Source organism: Nocardia seriolae NBRC 15557, from assembly GCF_007990715.1.
GTDB classification, from domain to species: Bacteria; Actinomycetota; Actinomycetes; order Mycobacteriales; family Mycobacteriaceae; genus Nocardia; species Nocardia seriolae.
Map to the genome: position 1 here is coordinate 1 of NZ_BJWY01000125.1, position 22,379 is coordinate 22,379.

A 22,379-nucleotide genomic window follows, 5' to 3' on the forward strand; every position below is an offset into this window, starting at 1 on the left:
CGAGCGGGTGAGTGACACATTGAAATCGGCGGGGGCCGCACCCGCGGTGACGTAATACAGCGTCGCGAATCCGATGACATAGCAGCCGAAAATGGCGGCCAGCGCCTCCATCGCCTGCACCAGTGGATATTTCACCCGCAGAATTCGGCGCACCTGCCAGGTGCCGACCGCCGCGGCCACCGCGACGCCGCCGATGAGCAGCACCAGCGCGGGCAGGTCGGACACCTGCCGCAGGGGCAGCAGGAAATAGGCCAGCAGCAGGACGGTAATGGTCGCGAGCGGGCGCAGTACCGCCCACCACCACACCTTGCGCGGCGGCCGCTCCGATTTCGGCGCATTTCCATTGTCCGGCATACCTGTCCACGCTACCCCGCCCGGCAACCCTAATTCGGCGGTGCGGCACCGACTTTCCGACGAGAGGGAAATACGATGAACGAGAATCCGGATTCCCAACCCCAGGAACCGGTTCCCGACGCGCTGACGGAATCCGAACGCGCGGAACTGGACAGCCTGCGGGCGACCTACGGCACCGTCCGGCGCGGGCACGCCGCGCGCTGGATCGGGGTGGGCGTGCTGCTGGTGCTGGCCGGGGTGCTGATCCTGGGCAGCGTGGTGGCCCGTTTCGCACGCAGCGAGATCTACGACACCGATCACTATGTCGCCACCGTCGCGCCGCTGGCGGCTCAACCCGCGATCCGAAATGAACTGGCCGACAAGCTCACCGACGCCATCGTGACCCGCGTCGATATCGAGCAGGTGACCGCGCAGGCCGTCGCCGCGCTCACCGACAATGTCGCCCAGGTGGCGGATCGGCCGCGGGTGGCCGCGGCGCTGGAGAGCCTGCCGCCGCTGGTGGCCACCCAGGCGCAGAACTACATTCACCAGACGGCGCTGGCACTGGTGAGCAGCGCCGAGTTCCAGCAGGCCTGGAATACCGCCAATCGGCTCGCGCATCAGGCGTTGACGGCGGTGCTCACCGGGGACACCCGGCCCGGCGTGCAGGTCTCGGCCGACGGCACCATCAGCATCTCGTTGCAGCCGTTCCTGGCCGAGGTCCGGGATCGGCTGGACGAGAAGGGTTTCCGATTCGCCGATCACATTCCCGACATCGACACCCGGGTCGCCCTGTTCCAGGCGACGCACCTGCCCGCCGCCAAGCAGGCGGTCCGGGCCCTCGATCGCAGCGCCACGGTGCTGCCGCTGCTGGCGGTGGCCGCGGTGGTCGGCGCGGTCCGGCTCGCGCCATCGGGCCGCAGGCTGCGCGCGCTGGCGCTGGCGGCGTGGAGCGGGGTGGCGGCCATGCTGGCGCTGGGGATCGCGCTGCTGATCGGGCGCACGATCTATCTGGACACGGTGCCGACCGACGCGTTGTCACCGGATGCCGCGACAGCCTTGTTCGACACCGTCGTGCGGCCGTTGCGCACCGCCCTGCGTGCGGTGGGGGTGCTCGGGCTGGTGGTGGCGGCCGCCGCCTATCTGGCCGGGCCGTCGCCATCGGCGGGCACGGTGCGCCGGGAGACCCAGCGCGCGCTGCGGTCGCTGTGGCGCGGCCGGTACGAGCGGCCGCCCAATGCCGTCGAGGTGTTCACCGCCCGGTATCGAATGCCCTTGCGGCTGGCGGTGATCGCGGTCCTGGTGCTGGCCCTGTTGTTCTGGCCGTACCCGAGCGGGTTCGTGGTGGCGGGTCTGGCGCTGACGGGACTGGTGCTGCTGGCCGCCGTCGAGTTCCTGGGCCGGGCCGACACCGGGACCGAATCCCCGTGAGACCGAGCGATTCTCATCCCTGTCGCACCGGAATCATCCGCCGCGCATGAGGCCCGCCGCCCCGGCCCGGGGCAACGTGGTGGACGCGCGGGCGGTGCTCCCGCCGCCCGCGTCCCAACGACCGTGAGGAGCCATCGTGCAGAACTATCCACCGATCGCGGACCACGGCCTGATCGGCGATCTGCAAACCGCCGCACTGGTCGCCACCGACGGCACCGTCGACTGGTACTGCTGCCCCCGTTTCGATTCGCCCACCGTCTTCGCCGCGCTGGTGGATCACGAACGCGGCGGGCACTGCCGGGTGCAGCCCGCCCAGCGGCCCTTTCACAGCCGGCAGATGTACTTCCCCGACACCGCGATCCTGGTGACGCGCTTCATGACCGATGTCGGCACCGGCGAGGTCATCGACTTCATGCCGGTCACCGGCGGCGACTCCACCGATCGGCACCGCCTGGTGCGCATGCTGCGCTGCGTGCGCGGGCACATCACCTTCGAACTCGATATCGCCCCGAGTTTCGACTACGGCCGCCGCACCCACACCACCCACATCGATGACGAGGGAGCCGTCTTCGAGTGCGGCCCGGCGGGTTTGACCCTGCACGCGGTGCGCGAGCCCGGCGATCCGCGGCTGGCGCAGATCCAGATCACCGAGCGCGGCGCCCTGCACGGGCTGCTCCCGCTCGAGGCCGGGCAGATGCGCGGATTCGTGATGGAATCCGGTGCGCCCCGCCCGGCGCAGGCCGTCCGGGTCGCCGAGATCGAGCAGATCTTCCAGGACACCGTGGACTTCTGGCACCGGTGGCTGGCCCACTCGACCTATCGCGGACGCTGGCGCGAGATCGTGCACCGCTCGGCCATCACACTCAAGCTGCTGACCTACGCGCCGACCGGGGCCATCGTGGCCGCGCCCACCGCCGGGCTGCCCGAACAGCTGGGCGGGGAACGCAATTGGGACTACCGCTACGCCTGGATCCGCGACGCCTCCTTCTCGGTGTACTCGCTGCTCGCGCTCGGGTTCACCGAGGAAGCAACGGCTTTCGCGCGCTGGCTGCGCGGTCTGTACCGGGGCAAGGGGGAACCGTTGCAGATCATGTACCGCATCGACGGCTCCTCGGACCTGACCGAGGAGGTGATCGAGGGATGGGAGGGCTACCGCGGCTCGGCTCCGGTACGCATCGGCAATGACGCGTCGGGCCAATTGCAGCTCGATATCTACGGCGAACTGCTCGACAGCATCTATCAGGCCGACCGGCGCGGGCTGCGGATCAGCCACGAGGGCTGGCAGGACGTGACCGGGCTGCTGGACTGGCTGGGCGAGAACTGGGACCGGCCCGAGGAGGGCATCTGGGAAACCCGCGGCGGCCGTGCGGAATTCACCTACGGGCGGCTGATGAGCTGGGTGGCCTTCGACCGCGCGGTGCGGCTGGCCAACAAGCACGGGCTGCCGGGCCCGGTCGAGCGCTGGCGCGAGCACCGCGACCGGATTCACGATCAGCTGTGGGAGCGCGGCTGGCATCCGCGGCGGCGCGCCTTCGTGCAGCGTTACGACTCGGAGGTGCTGGATTCCTCGCTGCTGCGCATGGTGCAGGTCGGGTTCGTCGCGCCGCGCGACCCGCTGTGGCTCTCGACGCTGTCGGCCATCCGCCACGATCTCGTCACCGACAGCCTGGTCCACCGCTACGACCCGGCCGCCTCCCCGGACGGGCTGGAAGGCGACGAGGGCACCTTCTCGCTGTGCACGTTCAACTATGTGAACGCGCTCGCGCGGGCCGGGAATGTGGCCCAGGCCCGGCTGGTGTTCGAGAAGATGCTCACCTACGCAAACCATTTGGGGCTCTACGCCGAGGAGATCGGGCTGACCGGGGATCAGCTCGGCAACTTTCCGCAGGCGTTCACCCATCTGGCGCTCATCGACGCGGCGATCACCCTCGACCGGGCGCTGGACGCGCGGCCCGCGCCCGCGGCGGCCGGGTCGGGCTCAGGCCGGTGAGTCGGTGCTCGCGCGGCGCACGCGCGTGCCGATCAGTTCGGCGGCGACGAGCAGCCAGGTCGCGGCGGCCACCGCCAGCAATGCCCGGCCCAGCAGTCGCGCCCACGCCGAATCCAGTGCGGCACCGGCCGACAGCGCCGCGACCGCCGTCATACCGAGCAGGAACACCGTGGCCCAGCGGCGCAGGTTGTAGCCGGGCCGGAAGCTGACCACCTCGGCCACCACCAGCAGCACGTAGAACGCGAGATTGAGGCCGACCAGCGCCAGGGTCAGGGTCCGCAGGATCGAATCCAGCCATCCGGTCCAATGGTGCCAGCCGACGAGTTGCGAACCGGCCAGCGCCGAGATGGCCAGCGCACCGGTCATGACCCAGTGATCCCCGGCCCCGCGCCAGATCTGCGTGAGATCGAAATGCGCGAAAGCCGCCGCGTACAACAGCAATCCGAGCACGAAACACATCAGCGCCGCCACCGCGAGCCAGTCGCCGACCCCGGCCCGCGCCAGCGTCGCGCCCAGCACGGCCAGGCCCTCGGTGGCCACGCAGACCAGGAACACCGCGCCGGGCATGCGCCGATTCCAGTGCGCGATCACCAGCCCGAGCAGCACCGGCCACACGATTGCGGCGATCACCAGCAGCGCGGTGGCTGCGAAATGCCAACCGAGCAGGGCGATTCGGGTGCCGAGCACGGTGGTGGCGCCGACGGCCGTCAACGCCGGTGGCGTATCCGCCTCGCTCTCCCATCGGGTGTGGGTCCACAGCAGCCGGGACCCGAAATCGGTGGCCAGCGCGAGCCAGATGATGGCGGCGAGCACCAGCCCGGCGCGTGAGAGCGTCTCGAAACCGGTCAGATGCAGTCCCACGGAGATGATTCCGGTGGCCATCACGAAAGCGCCCATGGCCGGGGGCAATTCGCGCCACCATCGCCGGGTGTCACCCTGCTCGTTGAGGGTGAGCACCGAGAACACCGCGGCCGCCAGGATCATGAGCGCCGAAACCAGCAGTGCCACATCGAGTCCGTGATGGAAGGCCACGGTCCCGGTCCGCAGTGCCTCGGGCACCTTCGACGCGTACTTCAGCATGGCGCCCAGATCGATGCCGCTGGGGATCCGCCCGCGCTCCACCGCGTCGATGGCGGTCGGCTGCAACTCCGGCGGCAGCCCCAATTCGGTGAGCTTGGCCCGCAGATCCGCGGTGAGGAAGCCGTTGACCAGCGAACCCAGCACCGCGACGCCGACCGCCGCGCCGACCTGGCGCATGGTGTTGGTGGCGGCGGCCGCCATGCCCGAATGCGCCACGGGCACCCCACTCAGCACGGCGGAGGTCAAGGGCACCACGGCGATTCCGAAGCCGAGCCCGGCCAGCGCCAGGGTCGCCGACAGTTCCGCGAAGGAGATCGAGCCCGCCAGGGCGTGCCGGGTCAGCGCGATCCCGGCGGCGCTCACCACGCAGCCGGTGATCATCGGGGTGCGCGCGTCGGTGCGCGCCACCCACCGGCCCGCGGCCAGCGAGCCCACCACGATGGCGGCCGCCATCGGCGCGAACACCGCGGCCGTGCGCGCGGCCGAATAGTGGATCATCACCTGGAGATACAGGGCGGTGAAGAAGAAGATCGAGAAGACGCCGAAGTAGACTGCGAACGCTACGCCCAGCGCGCTGCGCACCGGCGGCAGCCGCAGATAACGGAAATCGAAGACGGGGTTGCGAACCCGCGTCTCCACCGCCACGAAGCCGAAGAACGCAAGTCCCCCGGCGACGAACAGCGCGACCACCGACGGCGCACCGTAACCGCGGTTCTCACCGCTGATCGCCGCGTAGATCACCGTGCCGAGCGTGATCGCGCCGAGCAGGGATCCGCCCCAGTCCATCGGTCCGGGTTGCGGGTCGGCGCTCTCGGGGACATAGCGCAGCGCGGCCGCGAAGACCACGACGCCGATGATCACGTTGAACCAGAAGATCGACCGCCACCCGTACCAGTCCACCAGTACGCCGCCCAGCACCGGACCGGCGGCCAGCGCCAGGCCGGACACCGCCGACCACACGCCCAGCGCCTTGGCCCGGCGGCGGGGATCCGGAAACACCTGCCGCAGTATCGATAACGTGCCCGGCTCCGAGGCCGCCGCGCCCAGCCCCATCACCGCCCGCCCGGCGATGAGCGCGGGCACGCTGCCCGCCAGCGCCGAAAGCACCGATCCCGCACAGAAGATGGCCAGTCCGGCGACCATCACCCGCTTGCGCCCCCAGGGGTCGCCCAGCGATCCGGCCGCCAGCATGAGGCCGGCGAACACCAGCGTGTAGGCATTGACCACCCATTGCAGCAGCGTCACATCGGTGCTGAGGTCGGACCGGATGTCGGCCAGGGCGACGCTGACCACGGTGGTGTCGAGGAAGGTGACGAACAGGACCGCGGTGAGGGTGGCCAGCGCGATGCCGGGTCGCGCCGCCCTCGACACCCCCTTGCCCCCGGGGTGCGACGCGTCGTTGATTACCGCCACGAGCTCAGGTTACGTCGCGAATCAGCTGGACAACGCCTCGTACATGCCGGGTTTCAACTGGGATTTCAGGGCCGACCACGGGACGGTGATATCGACCGGTCCGGCCGCCTCGGGCCCGACCTGTCCCTGCTGGAAGTACACGTGCATGCCCTGCGGCGTCGCCGTCCAGACCTGGAAATGCTCGCGGGTGGGCGTGATTCCGGCCTTGGTGTAGCCGTCGCCCGCGCGGGTGGTGGGCAGCAGCTTGGCGGCCTGCGCCGAGAGCACCTCGAGCCCCTTGTTCTCGTTGGTGAAAACGTCCTTCAGGGTGAGCGATTCGGCGTTGTCGACATTCACCACGCAGGTGGACTCCACGGTGAACGGGTGCGCCCCGCCGCCGTAGACGCTGACCCACAGCAGTCCGCTCAGGACATGTTCGCCGATGTGCTCGACCTCGGAATTGCGGCTGTCGTCCTTGATCCACTGCGCCTTCGCGTACTGGGTCAGGAAGTCGTTGAACCGGAAGACCATGCAGTCGTTGAATCCGCGGGCGGCCTCGAAGTTCCCGCCCTTGCCCCGGTAGCCGAGCTGCGGGACGTGCACGTCGTAGGTCAGCGCGCCCTTGGTGTCCTTGAACTCGTCATCGAGGACGTAGAACCGGTCGGCGCCCTGCGCCTGCGCGTCGCCCGGCGACGCCGAGGTCGGGGTGACGGTGACCGGCGCGGTGGGCGTGACGGTGGTCCCGCCCGCCGGGGTCTGCGGTGAATTGCACGCCGCCAGGCCGAAGGACACGGCACACAGGGCCAGGACTGCGGCGGACTTGACCCGCATGGGATGCCTCCAGGAGTGATCGGGGACGTCCGGCTTCGTTCGACGCCCACGCTCAGACTCCGGCCCGCCGCTTGGAACCCACCAATGATCGGCCAACGGCCGCATCCTCCGGCACGACTCGGCTCGACAGCACGTGCGGGGGCGCACGGTGAATCCCGCCGCGGGGGCGCGCGGTGATTGATGCTGCCGGACATCGGGGCAGATATTCCAGGATGGGAGATCCGGATCGGTGCAGGATAGTCGGCGGATCATCGCAGACTTTGTCCCCTACACTTTCGGACGGGGAGGTCGGTTTGTTGAGGTTTGCAGTACTCGGCGAGGTCCGCGCGTGGCGTGGGGACACGCCCTTGGATCTCGGTCCGCCACAGCGGCGCGCCGTGCTCGCGGCCCTGCTGCTGCGCGAGGGCAAGGCGGTCACCGCCGCCGAACTGGTGGCGGGCATCTGGGGTGAGGACCCGGTGCTGCGCGCGGTGCCCGCGCTGCGTACCCACGTGGCCAAGCTGCGCCGCGAGCTCGAACCCGAGCGTGTCAATCACGGACCGTCCACGCTGCTCATCTCCATCGGCGACGGCTACGCGCTGCGACTCCCGCCCGGCCACACCGATATCCACGAGGTCGAGGATCACGTGGCCGCCGCCGAGCGGCTGCGCCACGAGGATCCGGGCAAGGCCCGCGAGACCCTGGAGTCGGCGCTGGGCCGCTGGCAGGGCGCGGCCCTGGGCGGGCTGCCCGGGCCCTATGCCGAACGCCAGCGGGCTCGGCTCGAGGAGTGGCGGCTGTCCATTCTCGAGGACCGGCTGGCCCGCGACATCGAAACCGGCCGCAGTGCCGAGGCGGTCGGCGAACTCGGGTCGCTCATCGAGGAGCATCCGCTGCGGGAGCGCTTCCGCGCGCTGCTCATGACCGCGCTCTATCACTGCGGCCGCCAGGCCGAGGCGCTCGAGGAGTACGGGCGCGCCCGCCGCGCCCTGGTCGACGGCGTGGGCGTGGAGCCCGGACCCGAGCTGAGCGAGGTGCACGCGCGGATCCTGCGCGCTGAGCTGCCGCCGGTGCTGCGCCCGGCCCGCCCGCTGGTCACCCCGGCCCAATTGCCGCCCGACATCGCCGATTTCACCGGGCGCTCGGCCGTGGCCGAGGAGATCGCCGACCAGCTGACCGGCGGCGGACCGGCGATCGCCATCTCGGCGGTGGGCGGCATGGGCGGGGTCGGCAAGACCACCCCTCGCCCTGCACGTCGCCCACCGGGTGCGCGACCGGTTCCCGGACGGGCAGCTGTATGTGAATCTGCGCGGCGTAGATCCCGAGCCGGTGCCGCCGGGTGACGCGCTGGGCGGGTTCCTGCGCGGGCTCGGGGTGGCCGAGGGCGATATTCCGCCCGCCGTGGACGATCGGGCCGCGCAGCTGCGAACCCTGTTGAGCGACAAGCGGATCCTGGTGCTGCTCGACAATGCCCGCGACAGCGCCCAGGTGGCGCAGCTGCTGCCGGGCACGCCCGGCACCGCGGTGCTGATAACCAGCCGGTCCGCGCTCACCGAACTGCCCGCGGTCCGGCGCACCCGCCTCGACGTGCTCGAACGCGAGGAGGCCATCACCCTGCTGACCCGCGTGCTCGGCGCCGAACGTGTTGCGGCCGAACCGGATGCGGCCTACGCGGTCATCGATCAGTGCGCGGGCCTGCCGCTGGCGGTGCGCATCGTCGGCGCGCGGCTGGCGGTGCGGCCGCAGTGGACCATCGCCTCGCTGGCGCGGCGGCTGGCCGACGAGAGTCGGCGGCTGGAGGTGCTGCAGACCGGCGAGCTCACCCTGGAGGCGGCCTTCCGGCTCGGCTACGGGCAGCTGAATGCCGAGCAGGCCAGGGCCTTCCGCATGCTGGCCCGCGCCGATGTGCCGGACTTCCCGGTGGACGGCGCGGCCGCGCTGCTGGGCGTGCCGGTGCCGCAGGCCGAGCTGGTGTGCGAGTCGCTGGTGGATCTGAGCCTGCTCGAGACGCCCGCGCCCGGCCGGTACCGCTTCCACGATCTGCTGCGGCTGTTCGCCGCCGGGCTGGCGGGCAATGTCGCGAGCCGGGACCCGGCCGAGGGCGAGGGCGAGATCCTGGTCCGGCTGCTGGACTACTACCTGGCCAGCGCCAAAAACCTGCTCGGCGCACTGGATTACAGCAACACCACGCTGCTGCTGGTGCCGACCACGGTGCCCGGGCACACCTTCGACTGCGGTGCCGAGGGGCAGGCCTGGAACGATATCGAGCGGCCGGTGATCATCGCGCTGCACCGGCAGGCGGCGCGCCTCGGCGGCCGGGCGGTGGCGCTGGCGGCGGATCTGGCCTGGGTGATGGCCGAGCTCATGGACACCGGCAGCCGCGCCCGCGAGCTGGCCGATTCGTTGCGGGCCCTGCTGGAGACCGCGATCCGGATCGAGGACCATCCCAGCGCCCGCCGTCTGCGGGTGGCGCTGGGGGCCATGCTCCAGATCGGGCTCGGCGAGGTGGAGGCGAGTCTGGAGTTCCTGCAACCGATTTCGCAGCCCGGCGACAATGCCGAACGCCGATTGCAGGTACTGGCCGAGATTCTGCTCGGGGTGGCGGATCGGCGCACGGGCAATACCAAGGATTCGCATCGCCACTACGCCAACGCCGTGGCCTGGACGCGCAGCCTGGGCGACCGATCGCTGGAGGCGTGGATTCTGGCGCTGGCCACCCGCACCCTGTGCGAATCCGGGCAGTACGCCGAGGCGGTCGCGGTGGCCGAGCGGGCCGGCGAATCCTCCAACGCGGTCGCGCTGGGCTGGGCCACCCACGAATTGGCCGCCACCCGTTCGATGCTCGACGACCACGAGCGAGCGCTGGCGCGGGAATCGTCGGTCAATGGGGTTGGGGTGCGGCGATGTGGGTGCTCAGGTGGCGGAGTTGGGTGGTGGCTGGGCCGGATTCGAATTCGGTGCGTTTGGCGGCGGTGAAGTAGCGCTGTGTCGGGTAGTCGAGGTAGATGCCGGTGCTGGCGTGGACGTGGACGGCGGTGTGGGCGACTCGGTGGCCGGCTTCGGCGGCCCAGAATTTGGCTACCGCGAGTTCGGGGTCGGCGGGTAGGGCGTGGGATTCGCGCCAGGCGGCCTGCCAGAGGGTCAGGCGGACGGCCTCGACGTCGATGTAGGCGTCGGCCAGGCGCTGGCGGACCGCTTGGAAGCTGCCGATGGTCTTATCGAATTGCTTTCTGGTGCGGGCGTATTCGCAGTTCATTTCGAGGGCCCGTTCGAGAATGCCGAGTTGCCGGGCGCAGGTGGCGAGGGTGGCGCGTCGGGCGGCCCAGGCCGCGGCACCGGGTGCGACGATGACGTTCTCCCCGGGGACCGATACGTTGCGCAGCTCGAGCAGGGCCGCGTCGGTGCCGTCGACCAGGTGCTGCCCGGTGACGGTGAGCCCCGCGGTGTCTCGATCCAGCAGGACCAGTATCGGATTCGCGTCGCAGCGGGCCTCGATCAGGAAGGTGTCGGCGAAGGCGGCGGTCGCGACGGCCGACTGTGCGCCGGTGAGCGTCCAGCCGCGTTCCCCGGTCCGGGCTTCGAAGGCGGCGAAGTCGCGGGCGAGCACCGGGGCCAGCGTGGTTTCGCCGCGCAGCAGCGGCGGCACCCAGCGTCGGATCTGGTGGTCGTCGCCGAACTCGGCCAGCGTGGCCGCGCCGACGGCGATGCTCGTGGAATACGGTGCGGGAGCGACGGTCCGGCCGATCTCGGTCAGGATCGCGCACTGCTCGAGCACGCCGTAGCCGCCGCCGTGGACCCGTTCGGGCAGGGCGGCCTCCAGTAATCCGGTGTCCGCCATGGCCCTCCACAGCTGCGGGTCGAAGCCGGTGTCGTCGGGCCGCGGATGCCGCCCGGACCAGTCCGCCAGCAGTTCCCGCGCCAGCCCCGACAGTTCCCGCTGTGCCTCGGTGAGTTCGAAATCCATTGTGCTACTCCTGTTCTCAGCGAGCGACGGGCAGGCCGAGGGCGGTCTTGGCGATGATGTCGCGCTGCACCTCGTTGATGCCGCCGCCGAAGGTCAGAATCAGTGCGGTGCGGTGGAAGCGTTCGATGCGCCCGCGCAGCAGCGCGCCGGGGGAATCGGCGCGGATCAACGCCTCCGCGCCGAGCACCTCCATGAGCAGCCGGTAGCCCTCGATGGCGAATTCGGTGCCGAACACCTTGGTGGCCGAGGCTTCCGCCGGGCCGAGTTCGCCGCGATCGGCCGCCCAGGCGGTGCGCCAGTTGCGCAGCTTCAGGTATTCGGCGTGTGCGTGCACGCGGGCCAGGTGCAGGCGCGCCCATTCGGCGTCGAGGACGCGGGAGCCGTCGGGCAGCATGGTCGCGTGCGCCCAGGCGGTCACCTGCCGCAGCGATTCCTGCAGCGGCGCGGCCGAAGCGAGCGCCACACGTTCGTGATTGAGCTGGTTGGTGATGAGCGCCCAGCCCTGATTCTCCGCGCTCACCAGGTTCGCGGCGGGCACCCGGACGTCGGAGTAGTAGGTGGCGCTGGTGCCCACCCCCGCCATGGTGTGCACCTTCGTCCAGGAGAACCCGGGCGTGCCGGTCGGCACCATGAAGATCGAGAGCCCGGCGTGCTTTCCCACGGTGGGGTCGGTGCGCGCCGCCAGCCAGATGTAGTCGGCGTATTCGATGAGGCTGGTCCACATCTTCTCGCCATTGATCACGTAGTCGTCGCCGTCGCGGACCGCGCGGGTGCGCAGCGACGCGAGGTCGGTGCCCGCGCTCGGCTCGGAATAGCCGATGGAGAAATGCAATTCACCGCGCGCGATCCGGGGCAGGAAATGCGCCTTCTGTTCCTCGGTGCCGTAGCGCATGATGGTCGGCCCGACGGTATTGACCGTCAGATACGGCAGCGGCACTCCCGCCGCGGCGGCCTCGTCCAGGAAGATCAGCTGGTCCAACATCGAGCGCCCCTGGCCGCCATACTCTTCCGGCCAGCCCAGCACCAGCCACCCGTCGCGGCCCAGCTGACGCACGACCTCCTTGTAGACGGTGCCGTCGCCGTGTTCGCCGCCCGGGCCCGCCCGCAGACCCGCACCGATCTCCGGGGTGACGAGGTCCGCGAAATACTCGCGCAACCGCTTGCGCAACCGGTCCTGGTCTTCGCTGAAACTGATATGCATGAAATGAACGTAGGAAGCGGTGCGTCCGGATCCGGGCGGGTGGCAGGAAGCTGCCAATTCCGCCCGGCCCGTACGCGGCGGTGTCACGATCGGGAAAGTGATGGAGCGCAAGCACACCGGCAGCCCGGCCACCGGAGTCGTCCGGTTCAGCCAGGAGGGGCACTGGGACCGGGATGTCCACCGGCTGTTGCGGTATGCCCGCAGCGAGGCCGTGGTCGCGGTCTCGAATCCGGCGCCGTCGCTGGATCACCTGCGACTCGGGCAGGTGGTGGTCGACGATCTGCTCAGCGCGGGCAAACAGGTGCGGCTGCTGTACTCCCCCGACTACCTGGAAATCCGCGACCGTTCACCGCTGCTGCGGCATTCCGCACGCGGCGCACAGATCCGGGTGACGGACAACGACTTCCACAATGCGCTCATCATCGACCGCCGGGTCGCGGTGCTGTGGAGCGGCGCGGGGGCCGATCACCCCTACGCGTACCTGATCCGCGAACCCGCGCTGCTGCGCGCCTTGCACCAATTCGCCGTGCTGAGCTGGCAATCCGGACATGGCCTGGGCGGGCTCGCCGCCGCCAGCCACGTCGAGGTCGACGCCACCGCTCGCATCGAGCTCGACGCCACCGCCCGCGCGGTGCTGAATACCCTCAATCTCGGGCTCATCGACGAGGCCGCCGCCCGCCGCCTCGGGATGTCGCTGCGCACCTACCGCCGTCACATCGCCGACCTCACGACCCGCCTGGAAGTCCGCAGCCGCTTCCAGATCGGGGTCCGCGCGGCCCAGCTCGGCCTGCTCGACGACGCCCCGCGGTAGCGCCGGTCCCGGCCCGCGCCGGTACCCCTGGCGATAGCACCGCCCGGCGGCGTGCTTCTCCGGGTGGTGCCGCGCCCCCGCGCGGGCACCGACCGGGGCTGTGAGCCCTATTGCCGTGCGCCACTTCGCATTCGATATTTGCTGAATGAACGTGGTGGCCGCGCTCCGGCTCAATATGACCAATGTGCACGACCCGCTGGCCGGTCATCGGGCACGCTACCGGGCCGCCCTGGACATGGCCGAGTACGCGGATCGATGCGGGTTCGCCGTCGTCAATTGCGAGGAGCACCACGGCTCGGGCACCGGGTGGCTGCCCGCGCCGCTGCTGCTGGCGGCGGCGGTGGCGGCGCGCACGCAGCACCTGAGGATCAGTATCGGCGCGCTGCTGGTGCCGCTCTACGATCCGGTGCGCCTGGCCGAGGATCTGGCGGTGCTGGACAATCTGTGCGGCGGGCGGCTCACCGTGGTGGCCGGAATCGGTTACCGGCCGGAGGAATACGCGGCGCTCGGGCGCGACTTCACCCGGCGCGGCAGACTCATGGACGAGGCGCTCGAGCTCATGTTCGCCGCCTGGCGCGACGAGCCGATCCAGCGCGGCGGGCAGCCGTTCACCGTCACCCCCAAACCGTTCACCACGCCGCATCCGCAGCTGATGCTCGCGGGGATGAGCGCGGCGGCGGCGCGGCGGGCGGCGCGCTTCGGGCTGCCGCTGTCGCTGCCGATGGCCATGCCGGAGGTGGAGGCGGTGTACCAGGAGGAGCTGATCCGCTGCGGCACGGCGGGATTCGTGCACAAGCCGGAGCCCGGCAGCAAGCTCACCCTGCTGCACGAGGACCCCGACGCCGCCTGGCGCCGCTACGGCCCGCACATTCTGACCGAGGTCCACGAGTACGCCTCCTGGCGGCGTGACGAGGTGCCGCGGCCGCACGACCGCGCACCGGATTCGGTCGATGAGCTGCGGGCCCACAGTTACCTGGAGATCCTCACCCCCGGCGAGCTCCGGGACCAGATCGCCGGTGGGCGAACCGAAGTCCTGATGAACCTCTTGATCGGCGGGCTGCCCATCGAGGCGGGCTGGGAGAGCCTGCGGCTGCTCGGTGACGGCGTGCTCGCCCGCGTCGGACTCGCCCCGGCCCCCATCGCGTGAACAGGAGAACAACGATGACAGATCTGCGCCCCGGCCGGCTCACGGCCGCCGCCCGGAAGTTCCTGACCTGGGACGAGAACCCGGCGATCTTCGGCGTCACCTTTCCCTGCCCGGTCCCGGTGGCCATGGGACCCGAAGAAGTCCGGCGACTGGTCGACGCCGTGATCGACAATCACGAGACGCTGCGCAGCCGCTACAGCTACGGCGAGGGCGCGGGCTGCGAGATCGAGCCGGAGTCCGGCGGGGTCATCGATCCGGCCCGATTCGAGGTGCGCACCATCGATATCGAGCACCTCGACGGCGCCGAGGTGATGGCGCTCATCGAGCGGGAGACGGCCGCGGCCGACCTGCGGCTGGATCCGGCCGCGGGCAGGGTGGTGACCACGACGCTGCTCACCCGTTCCTTCGACGTGAACATCCTGCTGTTCACCGCCCATCACGTGGCCGTCGACGCCGTCGCCATGTGGGTGCTGTGGGACGACATCGCCACCTATGTCCGGCAATGGGAAGCGGGAGAACCGATTTCACTGTCACCGGAGTCGACCACCGGTTCGGAGTGGGCGGAGTTCCTCGACGGCTACGCGCCGTCCCGGGTCGGCGAGCGGGACTACTGGCTGGCGGCCTCCGATATCGAGCCGAATCAGCAGATCCGTTCGGACACCCCGAAGTCGGCGCATGTCGACGGGGTCATCGACGGTGCGCTCGCGCAGCGCCTGCTGGTGGAACTGCCCGCCGCGTTCGAGGCCAGCTACACCCGGATCCTGCTCGTGGCACTGGGTTTGGCCATCGAGGACGTGACCGGGGTGGCGCGACCCATCCAGGTGCAGAAGCACGGCCGTTACAGCCGCCTGCGCCCCGGCACCGACCTGTCGCGCACGGTCGCGTGGATCTCCGACGACTACCCCTGGCTGCTGCGGCCGGTCGCCGGTGACCTCGGGACGCGGATGCGCGACGCCATCGCCGGCTATCCGGCGAATCCGGAAGATTTCACGCTGCTGTGCTGGCATCACCCCGAAAGCTGGCCGCAGTTCATGAAATTCAACTTCCCCAAGTTCTACTTCAACTTCGTCGGCGATATCGGGGTGTGGATCCCGGACGCGCAGTCGCGGGACCAGGCGCGGCTGACCATGTTCGATCTGAGCGTGCTCGCGGGCGCCAGCAAGCCCGAAGGCGTGGATCAGGTGCACTATTCGGTGCACTCCCCGAACGGCGGGCTGGGCGCGCAGCGGGTGCGCGAGATCGTGGGCCGATGGCTGTCGATCATCGAGACGGTGCCGATCGGTAACGCCTGATTCGTGTCCCGCCTCCCCTGTGGTTAGATTGCGCGCAGTTTCGCCTGGTGTTTGCTGTGCATCGAACCTATTGGCTGTGATCAGCGGTGGAGGCGGGCCCTTTGAGTGTGCTGCGCGAACATAAGATCTTGGTGGGCAATCTGGCCCTGGTGGCGCTCCTGCTCATCGGGGCCGGATATCTGGCGATCGACGTGGCCCGGGTGCGGAAACCCGGGAGCACCTACGCGGTGACCGTACAGCTGGATCGGTCCGGTGGTTTGCAGGCCGGTAACGACGTCACCTGGCGCGGGTACCGGGTCGGATCGATCAGCGCCATCGACCTGATCGACAACGGGGCCGCGGTGGCCGCGACCGCGGAAATCGATGACCGCTACCGGATTCCGGCCGATACCGACATCCACGTCGGGGCCCTCTCGGGCGCGGGCGAGCAGTACCTGGATTTCCGGCCGCGCACCGACGACGCGCCGTATCTGCGCGACGGTCAGGTGATCCGCTTCGATCCCCGGCAGATCAGCACGCCGATCCCGATCTGGGAGGCGCTGGTCAACAGCAATGAGATGATCGACCAGATCGATCCGGACAAATACGCGGTCATTCTCGACAATCTGAACACCGCGCTCAGCGGCGGGCCCGACCAACTGCGCGGCCTCATCGACGGATTGAGCCTGGCCACCACCGGTTTGGACAACCGGCTGCCGCAGACGGTGAACCTCATCGAGAATCTGCGCCTGATCGCGGGCACCACCTCGCACGCACAGCCCGACCTCGAAACGCTGACCCGCAATTCACAGGTGCTGGTCGAGCAGGCCCGGATCGCCAATGGCGAAGTGCGGCAACTGCTCGATCAGGCCCCCGGGCAGCTGGCCCTCGCCGACGCCATCCTCGAACGGAACCTGGACCCGATCCAGAGCCTGGCCACCACCATGCAGGCCATCGTGCGGGCCGCGCTGCTGCGCACGCCCGCGCTGCGCGCACTGTTCCCGTCGCTGGTGGTCGGCACCTCCGCCATGGGCGTGCCCGCGCACCACGGCGAGTTCTACACCGTGGTCGACACCTGGCCGCGGCCGTGGTGTCAGTACTCGGTGCCGGCGCTGGCCCCATTCGTGGTGTCCGACGGCACCTTCGGGCGCTGGAACTACTGCAATGACCCGCAGGCCGACCAGCAGATTCGCGGCTCGGCGAACGCGCCGCGCCCGGACGTGCCCAATAACGGCGCGCATATACCGACCGGTGTGGATCCGCACGAGCGGACGCTGCCGCCGGTTCGGTGACGGCGTGTCGGCGAGTCTGTGGCGGTTTATCCCGCGAATCACCATTCACACCAGTCAGAATGATCTCCGGTACCCAGTGGTCCCATGCTTGTGCCAATGAGAGATGTCCCTTCGCCCTGGTAGGCGGCAGTGAACAGGGTGGCGGGCAAGGCTAGGAGAGGGTCGAATCTCGATGATGAGCAGAAGTTCCCTCGGCTTCGCGGCGCGTTCGGCGGTTCTCGCCGGTATCGCGGTCGCCGGTGTCGCGGCGGTGCCCGCGCAAGCCGAACCATTGTGGCCCGGTGGCCCGGATGTGCCCGGGGTCCCGGCGATCATCCCCGGCATCGCGCCCAGCGATGTCACCGCGCCGTGTGCGACGGCGGGCGCGCGCGCCTGCCTCAAGCTCGGCAGCAATGAGGCGTGGCTGATGGACAACGGCAAGGTGATCTTCGGACCCACCCCGATCTCGCACGGCATGCCCGGCTTCGAGACCCCGCCGGGTGTGTTCCACGTGTCGTTCAAGAAGCCGTTCCACTGGAGCACCATGCACAACGCCCCGATGGAGTACGCGGTGTTCTTCAACGGCGACATCGCCTTCCACATCGGACCGGTGGACAAGAAGTCGCACGGCTGCATCCGGATGACCCCGGACGGAGCGCGCGAGTTCTTCAACTACCTGAACCCGGGTGACATGGTCGAGGTCGTGCCGTAGGCGACGACGCCGTCGGATCGTTCGAGCCCCCTCGGGTCACCGAGGGGGCTCGCTCGTTCCCGGGGGGGGCAATGCCCGGATCCCGGTCAACGCGGAGAGAACGCGCCGGTGACGCGATCTCCACGGCGAAAGGCACACCGGCGCGGGGAATTCGGGGGAATCCCCTCGCCGGTGTGCCGGTCGATGATCAGGCCGGAGCAGCGTGGAAGGCGGTCAGCAGCCAGCGGCCATCGCGGCGGATCACCGTCCAGTTGGCGCGGACCCAGCGGTCGGCGGGGGGTTCGGATTCTCCGGCCATGAGGATGGCGTCGCGGCTGATCACGACGGCAGCGTCGGGGACGGGGAAGCGGACCAGTTCGGGCTGGTTGAGGACGCGCGAACCCCGCAGCGGGCCTTGGAAGGCGGCGGCCATGCGGGCGCGGACGGCGTCGCGGCCGTTGCTGTAGACGCCGGGCAGCACCGAGGTGACGTCCGGGTCGTAGTCGGCCACGAAGGCGTCCGCGTCATTGGCGGCCCAGGCGGTGTAGACGCTGTTCAGGACGTCGAGCACGGCCGCGCGATCGGCGGTCTGGACGGCGGTGTCGGACATGGTTCCTCCTCGGATCACGGCCGCGGGGTGCGGCTCACGAGTACCTACCGGCGAGGCATGCCCGATTCATCGCTCGCGGTGTACAAAGTTCGGCAGGGCCGAAATCGAGGAGCTGACGGCATGCCGGACGTGGACTTCGCGGCGAGCACCGACCGGTACCGGCGGGAGTTGCTCGCGCATTGCTATCGAATGCTGGGGTCGGTGCAGGATGCCGAGGATCTGGTGCAGGAGACACTGTTACGGGCCTGGCGGGCGCGCGCCGACTACGACGAGTCGCGGGCCGGGATGCGAACCTGGCTCTATCGGATCGCCACCAATGCGTGTCTGACCGCCCTCGAGCAGCGCGGGCGGCGGCCGATGCCCGCCGGGCTGGGCAACGCGCCGGGTGACGATCCACGCGAGGCACTGGTGCACGGCGGGGAAATCCCTTGGCTGCAACCGATTCCGGACTCCATGCTGGCCGATCCGTCCGAAGCCGCGGTGGCGCAGGGCAGTCTGCGGCTGGCGCTGGTCGCGGCCATGCAGCAGTTGCCCGCCCGGCAGCGGGCGGTGCTGGTGCTGCGCGAGGTGCTGGACTGGCCCGCCACGCAGGTGGCCGAGGCGTTGGAGATGTCACCGGCGGCGGTCAACAGCGCCCTGCAGCGCGCCCGGAAGACCTTGAGCCGGAGCGGCGTTCACGAGGACGAGGTGACCGAGAGCGCCGAGCAGCGGGCCGTGATCGACAACTATGTGACCGCCTTCCGCACCGCCGATCTGGCGGCGCTGGAGAAGCTGCTGGCCGACGACGTGATCATGGAAATGCCGCCCATGCTCAACTGGTACTTCGGCCGCACGGGCTACATCGGATTCATGGGCCGGGTCTTCGACACCCGGGGCACCGAATGGCGACTGCTGCCGGTCGGCGCGAACGGCCAGCCCGCCCTGGCCGCCTACGTCCGCGACGGTGCGGGCGCGTACGTGCTGCACACCTTGCAGATCTTCACCGTTCGCGACGGTCTCATCACGCACATGATCGCCTACCAGGTCGAGGAGGTGTTCCGGGTCTTCGGCCTGGCACCGCGATCGGCCTGAGGCTCAGTCGCTTTCGCCGGGCTCGGCGAGCAGCCCGTGTTCGTGTGCGAAGGCGGCTGCCTCGGTGCGACCGGCCACACCCAGCTTGGCGAGGATTCGGGAGACGTGCACTCCGGCGGTGTTGATGCTGATGAACAGTTCGGCCGCCAGACCGCGGTTGCTCAGCCCCTTGGCTACCAGCCGCAGTACGTCGAGTTCGCGGGCGGTGAGGCCGAAGCGGCCGGATCCGGTGCCGCCCTTGGCCTTCGACGGCTGGTTCGACGACCCGTCCAAGGGGATCCGGGCTCGTTCGGACATGGCCTGGGCGGTGCGGCGTAGAGGTTCCGCGCCGAGTCGGGTTGCGATGTCGGTCAGTTCACGCAGGGCCGATCCGGCCTCGGCCCGATTCCCCTCGGCCACCGCTGATTCCGCCAGGCCGAGTAGTGATGTCGCTACGTCGTAGGGACGTTCGACGGTTCGCCAGGCGGTCGCCGCTTCGGCCCAGCGGGCGGCGGAACCGGCCAGGCGGGCGGTGAACACGGCCCGCTGGGCCGAATCGACCGGTGAGGCAGTGGGTAGCGAGTCACCCATGGCCAGCAATTCCGGCGGCGCACCGGTGATCCGGGCCGCCAGCACCACCAACGGCCACGCCTCGTGCGGGTGTGCGAACAGGGTGGCTGCCCCGTCCAGGGCGGTGAGCAGGGTGGTGAGATCCGCGTCCGCGGCCGCCTCGTCGCCCGACTCCAGTACCAGCGCGCAGTTCAAGGCGACGAGTTCGAGCCGGTACTGCGCGGCCCAGCGGCTGTCCCCCAGCAGCCGCTCCACCTCGATCGCGGCGGTCCGGGCACCGCCGGAATCGCCTTCCGCCAGGGAGATTCGCGCGAAGCACAGCAGCATCGCGGCCCGGCTCAACGGCGGCAGTTCGTCGAACTGGGTCGCGTCGACCACCGCGCGGGCCTCGTCCCAGCGGCCCAGTGCCGCCAGCGCCTGCGCCCACTTGACGTACAGAATCGGGGCGGACTCGGAGAACCGGAACGACTCGTGCGCCGCCCGCAACCCCTGCCGCACCGCCGCGATCGCGGCCTCGTACCGCCCGGCCCCGACCAGTACGGCCGACTCCCACGTCGCCACATCCACCACGATCCGCGCATCTCCCGCCGCCGCGGCCACCCGATGCGCCTGCGCGAAATGTGCCAGGGCCCAATCGGTCTCGTTGGGCCGTGCCACGGAGATGTCCCCTGCGGCCGGACCCGCCGCCGCCACTTCGGCCGCGGCCGCACCGGCCAATCCGAGGTGCGCGTGGGCCCGCGCGACCAGCGCATCGGCCTCCAGTCGCTGCGCGATAACCAGAGCCGCCCGGGCATCCGCCGCCGACCCCACCGCATCACCCCGGAAAATCCGCGCCGACGCCGACTGCACCAGTGCCTCGGCCCGCTCGGCCCCCGGCGATTCCACGGGCAGCAGGGCCAGCGCCCGCGCCAGGTCCTCCCCTGGGCCCGCTCCCGTCGTGCCCCGCAAATAGGCCCGCCGCCGATACAGCCGCGCCACCCGCTCCGACCCGGTTCCGTCCGCACCCGGCCCGGGTCCGTCCGGAGCGGCTCGGTCCCGGGCGGATCCGGACATGTCGGTACCCGGCATCTCCCCGCCCTGCACGGCGGCCGAAGGCTCTCCCGTCATCCCGGCGGGCTTTTGGCCGGGCTCTCGCTTCGCGTGGTGGATTCCGGCCGAGGCCACACCGGAATGACGATTGGAACCAGCGCCGGGACGCTCGGCTGCGGGTATTTCGCCGCCGGGGTCGAGGATTGCCAGGGCGGCGTCGGCGGCGGCGATGCCGCGTTCGGTCGCGCCGGTGGCGACAGCCACCTCGACGATCTGTTCCAGAACGGCGAGTTTTGTCGTGTGGAGCAGGGATTCGGGGCTCGGGACGCGGTCCCAGAGGCTGAGCAGCTGTTCCAGGAGGCGGAGGCGTTCGGGGTGGTGGGACGGGGCGGCGGAGGCGGCGGACCAGGTGGCGGTGAGGGCTCGAGGGAGCTCGCCTGCGGCTTGGGCGTGGTGGGCCAGTTCGGCGAGGGTGGTGACGGTGGGTTCCGGGGTTTCGGTGCGCAGGATCTCGGCGAGGCGGGCGTGCAGGCGGGTGCGTTCGACGGGGAGCAGGTCGTCGTGGATGGCCTGGCGGATGAGGACGTGGCGGAATTCGTAGCCGGTGTCGGTAGGCAGGAGCAGGTGGCGCTCGACCAATTCGCTTAGGGCGCTGTGCAGTTCGGCGGGAGGTAGGTCGGCGGCGGCGGACAGCAGGTCGTGGCGTATCGGGGAGCCGATGACGGCGGCCAGCCCGACGATGGTGTGGGCCTGCGGGGACAGGCCCGCTCCGAAGCCGAGCAGCAGATCGGTCAGCCCGGAGGGCAGGTCTTCGGGTGCGTGGCCGAGCGCCTCGACGAACAGCGGGTTACCGCCGCTGCGTTCGAAGACCTTGGTGATGAGCGCGGGTTCGGGTTCCCTGCCGAGCAGGGCCGCGAGCTGACGGCCGACCTCGTGACGGTTCAGGGGACGCAGGTCCACCACTCGGACACCGGGATTGCGGCGGAGTTCGGCGACCAGGCCGCGCAGCGGTCCGGCCTCGCCGGGCCGGTAGGTGCCGACGAGCAGGGCGTCGGCATCGGTCAGGTTGGCCGCCAGGAAGGTGAGCAGATCCCGGCTGGCGTCGTCGGCCCAGTGCAGACCCTCGAGGATCACCACCACCGCGCGGGTCAGCGCCAATTGCTCGAGCACCGTGAGGATTTCGCCGAACAGCCGAATCCGGTCCGTCTCCGCCGGAGCGCCGCCGGTGTGAACGGCCAACTGCGGCAGCCAGTTCGCCAGGGCCGGGCGCGGTGGCAGCAACTCGGCCACCGCCGCGACCCCGAGCTCCCGCATCAACCCCCGCAGGACCGCCAGGAACGGCGCGAAAGCCACCCCGCCGGTCCCCAGCTCCGGGCACCGGCCGATCAATACCAGCGCCCCCGGTGCGAGCCGTCCGGTGAACTCCGCGACGAGCCGGGATTTTCCGATCCCGGCCTCACCGGCGATCAGCACCGCGTGCGTCCCGGGATCGGCGACCGATTCGACCAGCGCGGACACTTCCGCGGCGCGACCGACCAGAACGCTACTGCCGGGAAAACTCACCACTCCATGATCATGCCGCGACCTTCGCAATTCGGCAGGCCATCTCGCGCCGCACCGATCCGATTGCGCTGGGATTATGTCCATGCGCTTATTCGGAAGTTATTCCGGGGCGGCCGTCGAATTCGGCGAGATTCTCGGCCCGGAAGCAGTCGCCCTCTAGTGTCC

Annotated in this window: 16 protein-coding genes and 1 pseudogene; 10 read left to right on the forward strand and 7 right to left on the reverse strand. The window is 70.1% G+C overall.

Annotation, left to right across the window (positions count from 1 at the left end; translation table 11 throughout):
- Nucleotides 1-354, reverse strand: a pseudogene (locus NS2_RS28865) (potassium channel family protein); the annotation flags it as partial.
- Nucleotides 355-429: 75 nt separating this feature from the next.
- Between NS2_RS28865 and NS2_RS28870 the strand changes: the two are divergent.
- Complete coding sequence (locus tag NS2_RS28870; RefSeq protein WP_033090519.1) at nt 430-1,764, forward strand: hypothetical protein; 1,335 nt, start codon at nt 430-432, stop codon at nt 1,762-1,764.
- A 136-nt stretch (nt 1,765-1,900) separates the two neighbouring features.
- The gene (locus NS2_RS28875; protein ID WP_052086920.1) at nt 1,901-3,754 is read left to right on the forward strand and encodes a glycoside hydrolase family 15 protein; all 1,854 of its coding nucleotides are present in this window, start codon (nt 1,901-1,903) and stop codon (nt 3,752-3,754) included.
- Here the strand turns inward: NS2_RS28875 and NS2_RS37960 are convergent.
- Together NS2_RS37960 and NS2_RS28885 are read right to left on the reverse strand one after the other, a co-directional pair.
- On the reverse strand, nt 3,743-6,247 hold the full coding sequence (locus NS2_RS37960; RefSeq protein WP_228102841.1) for an MFS transporter: 2,505 nt from the start codon (nt 6,245-6,247) through the stop codon (nt 3,743-3,745). The two genes, NS2_RS28875 and NS2_RS37960, sit on opposite strands and share 12 nt — an antisense overlap.
- Before the next feature lie 21 nt (nt 6,248-6,268).
- Nucleotides 6,269-7,057: an RsiV family protein gene (locus NS2_RS28885; RefSeq protein WP_052086919.1), complete on the reverse strand. Its 789-nt coding sequence runs from the start codon at nt 7,055-7,057 to the stop codon at nt 6,269-6,271.
- A gap of 296 nt (nt 7,058-7,353) precedes the next feature.
- Here NS2_RS28885 and NS2_RS28890 point away from each other — a divergent pair, with 296 nt between their 5' ends.
- Nucleotides 7,354-8,379 carry an AfsR/SARP family transcriptional regulator gene (locus NS2_RS28890; RefSeq protein ID WP_158660804.1) on the forward strand — a complete coding sequence of 342 codons (1,026 nt, stop codon included), beginning with the start codon at nt 7,354-7,356 and terminating at the stop codon, nt 8,377-8,379.
- Entirely contained in the window at nt 8,303-10,012 is a 1,710-nt protein-coding gene (locus NS2_RS28895; protein ID WP_052086917.1) for an NB-ARC domain-containing protein, read from the forward strand. The genes NS2_RS28890 and NS2_RS28895 overlap by 77 nt, the downstream gene beginning before the upstream one ends.
- On the opposite strand, the gene NS2_RS28900 is transcribed toward NS2_RS28895, so the two are convergent.
- Complete coding sequence (locus tag NS2_RS28900) at nt 9,918-11,000, reverse strand: acyl-CoA dehydrogenase family protein (protein ID WP_147207357.1); 1,083 nt, start codon at nt 10,998-11,000, stop codon at nt 9,918-9,920. The two genes, NS2_RS28895 and NS2_RS28900, sit on opposite strands and share 95 nt — an antisense overlap.
- A gap of 16 nt (nt 11,001-11,016) precedes the next feature.
- On the reverse strand, nt 11,017-12,201 hold the full coding sequence (locus tag NS2_RS28905; protein WP_036548992.1) for an acyl-CoA dehydrogenase family protein: 1,185 nt from the start codon (nt 12,199-12,201) through the stop codon (nt 11,017-11,019).
- Nucleotides 12,202-12,298: 97 nt separating this feature from the next.
- On the opposite strand from NS2_RS28905, the gene NS2_RS36370 reads away from it, so the two are divergent.
- From NS2_RS36370 to NS2_RS28930, 5 genes are all read left to right on the forward strand, one after another.
- Nucleotides 12,299-13,012 (forward strand): helix-turn-helix domain-containing protein, encoded by a 714-nt coding sequence (locus tag NS2_RS36370; RefSeq protein ID WP_177327154.1) that lies wholly within the window; start codon nt 12,299-12,301, stop codon nt 13,010-13,012.
- Nucleotides 13,013-13,157: 145 nt separating this feature from the next.
- Complete coding sequence (locus NS2_RS28915) at nt 13,158-14,159, forward strand: LLM class flavin-dependent oxidoreductase (protein WP_033090517.1); 1,002 nt, start codon at nt 13,158-13,160, stop codon at nt 14,157-14,159.
- A gap of 14 nt (nt 14,160-14,173) precedes the next feature.
- Nucleotides 14,174-15,451, forward strand: a complete 1,278-nt coding sequence (locus NS2_RS28920; RefSeq protein ID WP_036548998.1) for a condensation domain-containing protein — start codon at nt 14,174-14,176, stop codon at nt 15,449-15,451.
- 131 nt (nt 15,452-15,582) lie between these two features.
- Nucleotides 15,583-16,722 (forward strand): MlaD family protein, encoded by a 1,140-nt coding sequence (locus NS2_RS28925; RefSeq protein ID WP_231993018.1) that lies wholly within the window; start codon nt 15,583-15,585, stop codon nt 16,720-16,722.
- 175 nt (nt 16,723-16,897) lie between these two features.
- A complete protein-coding gene (locus NS2_RS28930) occupies nt 16,898-17,413 on the forward strand; it encodes a L,D-transpeptidase (protein WP_033090515.1) in 516 nt (171 codons plus the stop codon).
- Nucleotides 17,414-17,600: 187 nt separating this feature from the next.
- On the opposite strand, the gene NS2_RS28935 is transcribed toward NS2_RS28930, so the two are convergent.
- Nucleotides 17,601-18,002 (reverse strand): SgcJ/EcaC family oxidoreductase, encoded by a 402-nt coding sequence (locus NS2_RS28935; RefSeq protein WP_033090514.1) that lies wholly within the window; start codon nt 18,000-18,002, stop codon nt 17,601-17,603.
- Nucleotides 18,003-18,122: 120 nt separating this feature from the next.
- Between NS2_RS28935 and NS2_RS28940 the strand changes: the two genes are divergently transcribed.
- Nucleotides 18,123-19,073 carry an RNA polymerase subunit sigma-70 gene (locus NS2_RS28940; RefSeq protein ID WP_033090513.1) on the forward strand — a complete coding sequence of 317 codons (951 nt, stop codon included), beginning with the start codon at nt 18,123-18,125 and terminating at the stop codon, nt 19,071-19,073.
- Between the two features lie 3 nt (nt 19,074-19,076).
- Here NS2_RS28940 and NS2_RS28945 read toward each other — a convergent pair whose 3' ends face one another.
- On the reverse strand, nt 19,077-22,214 hold the full coding sequence (locus tag NS2_RS28945) for a helix-turn-helix transcriptional regulator (protein ID WP_161789514.1): 3,138 nt from the start codon (nt 22,212-22,214) through the stop codon (nt 19,077-19,079).
- Between the last annotated feature and the right edge of the window lie 165 nt (nt 22,215-22,379).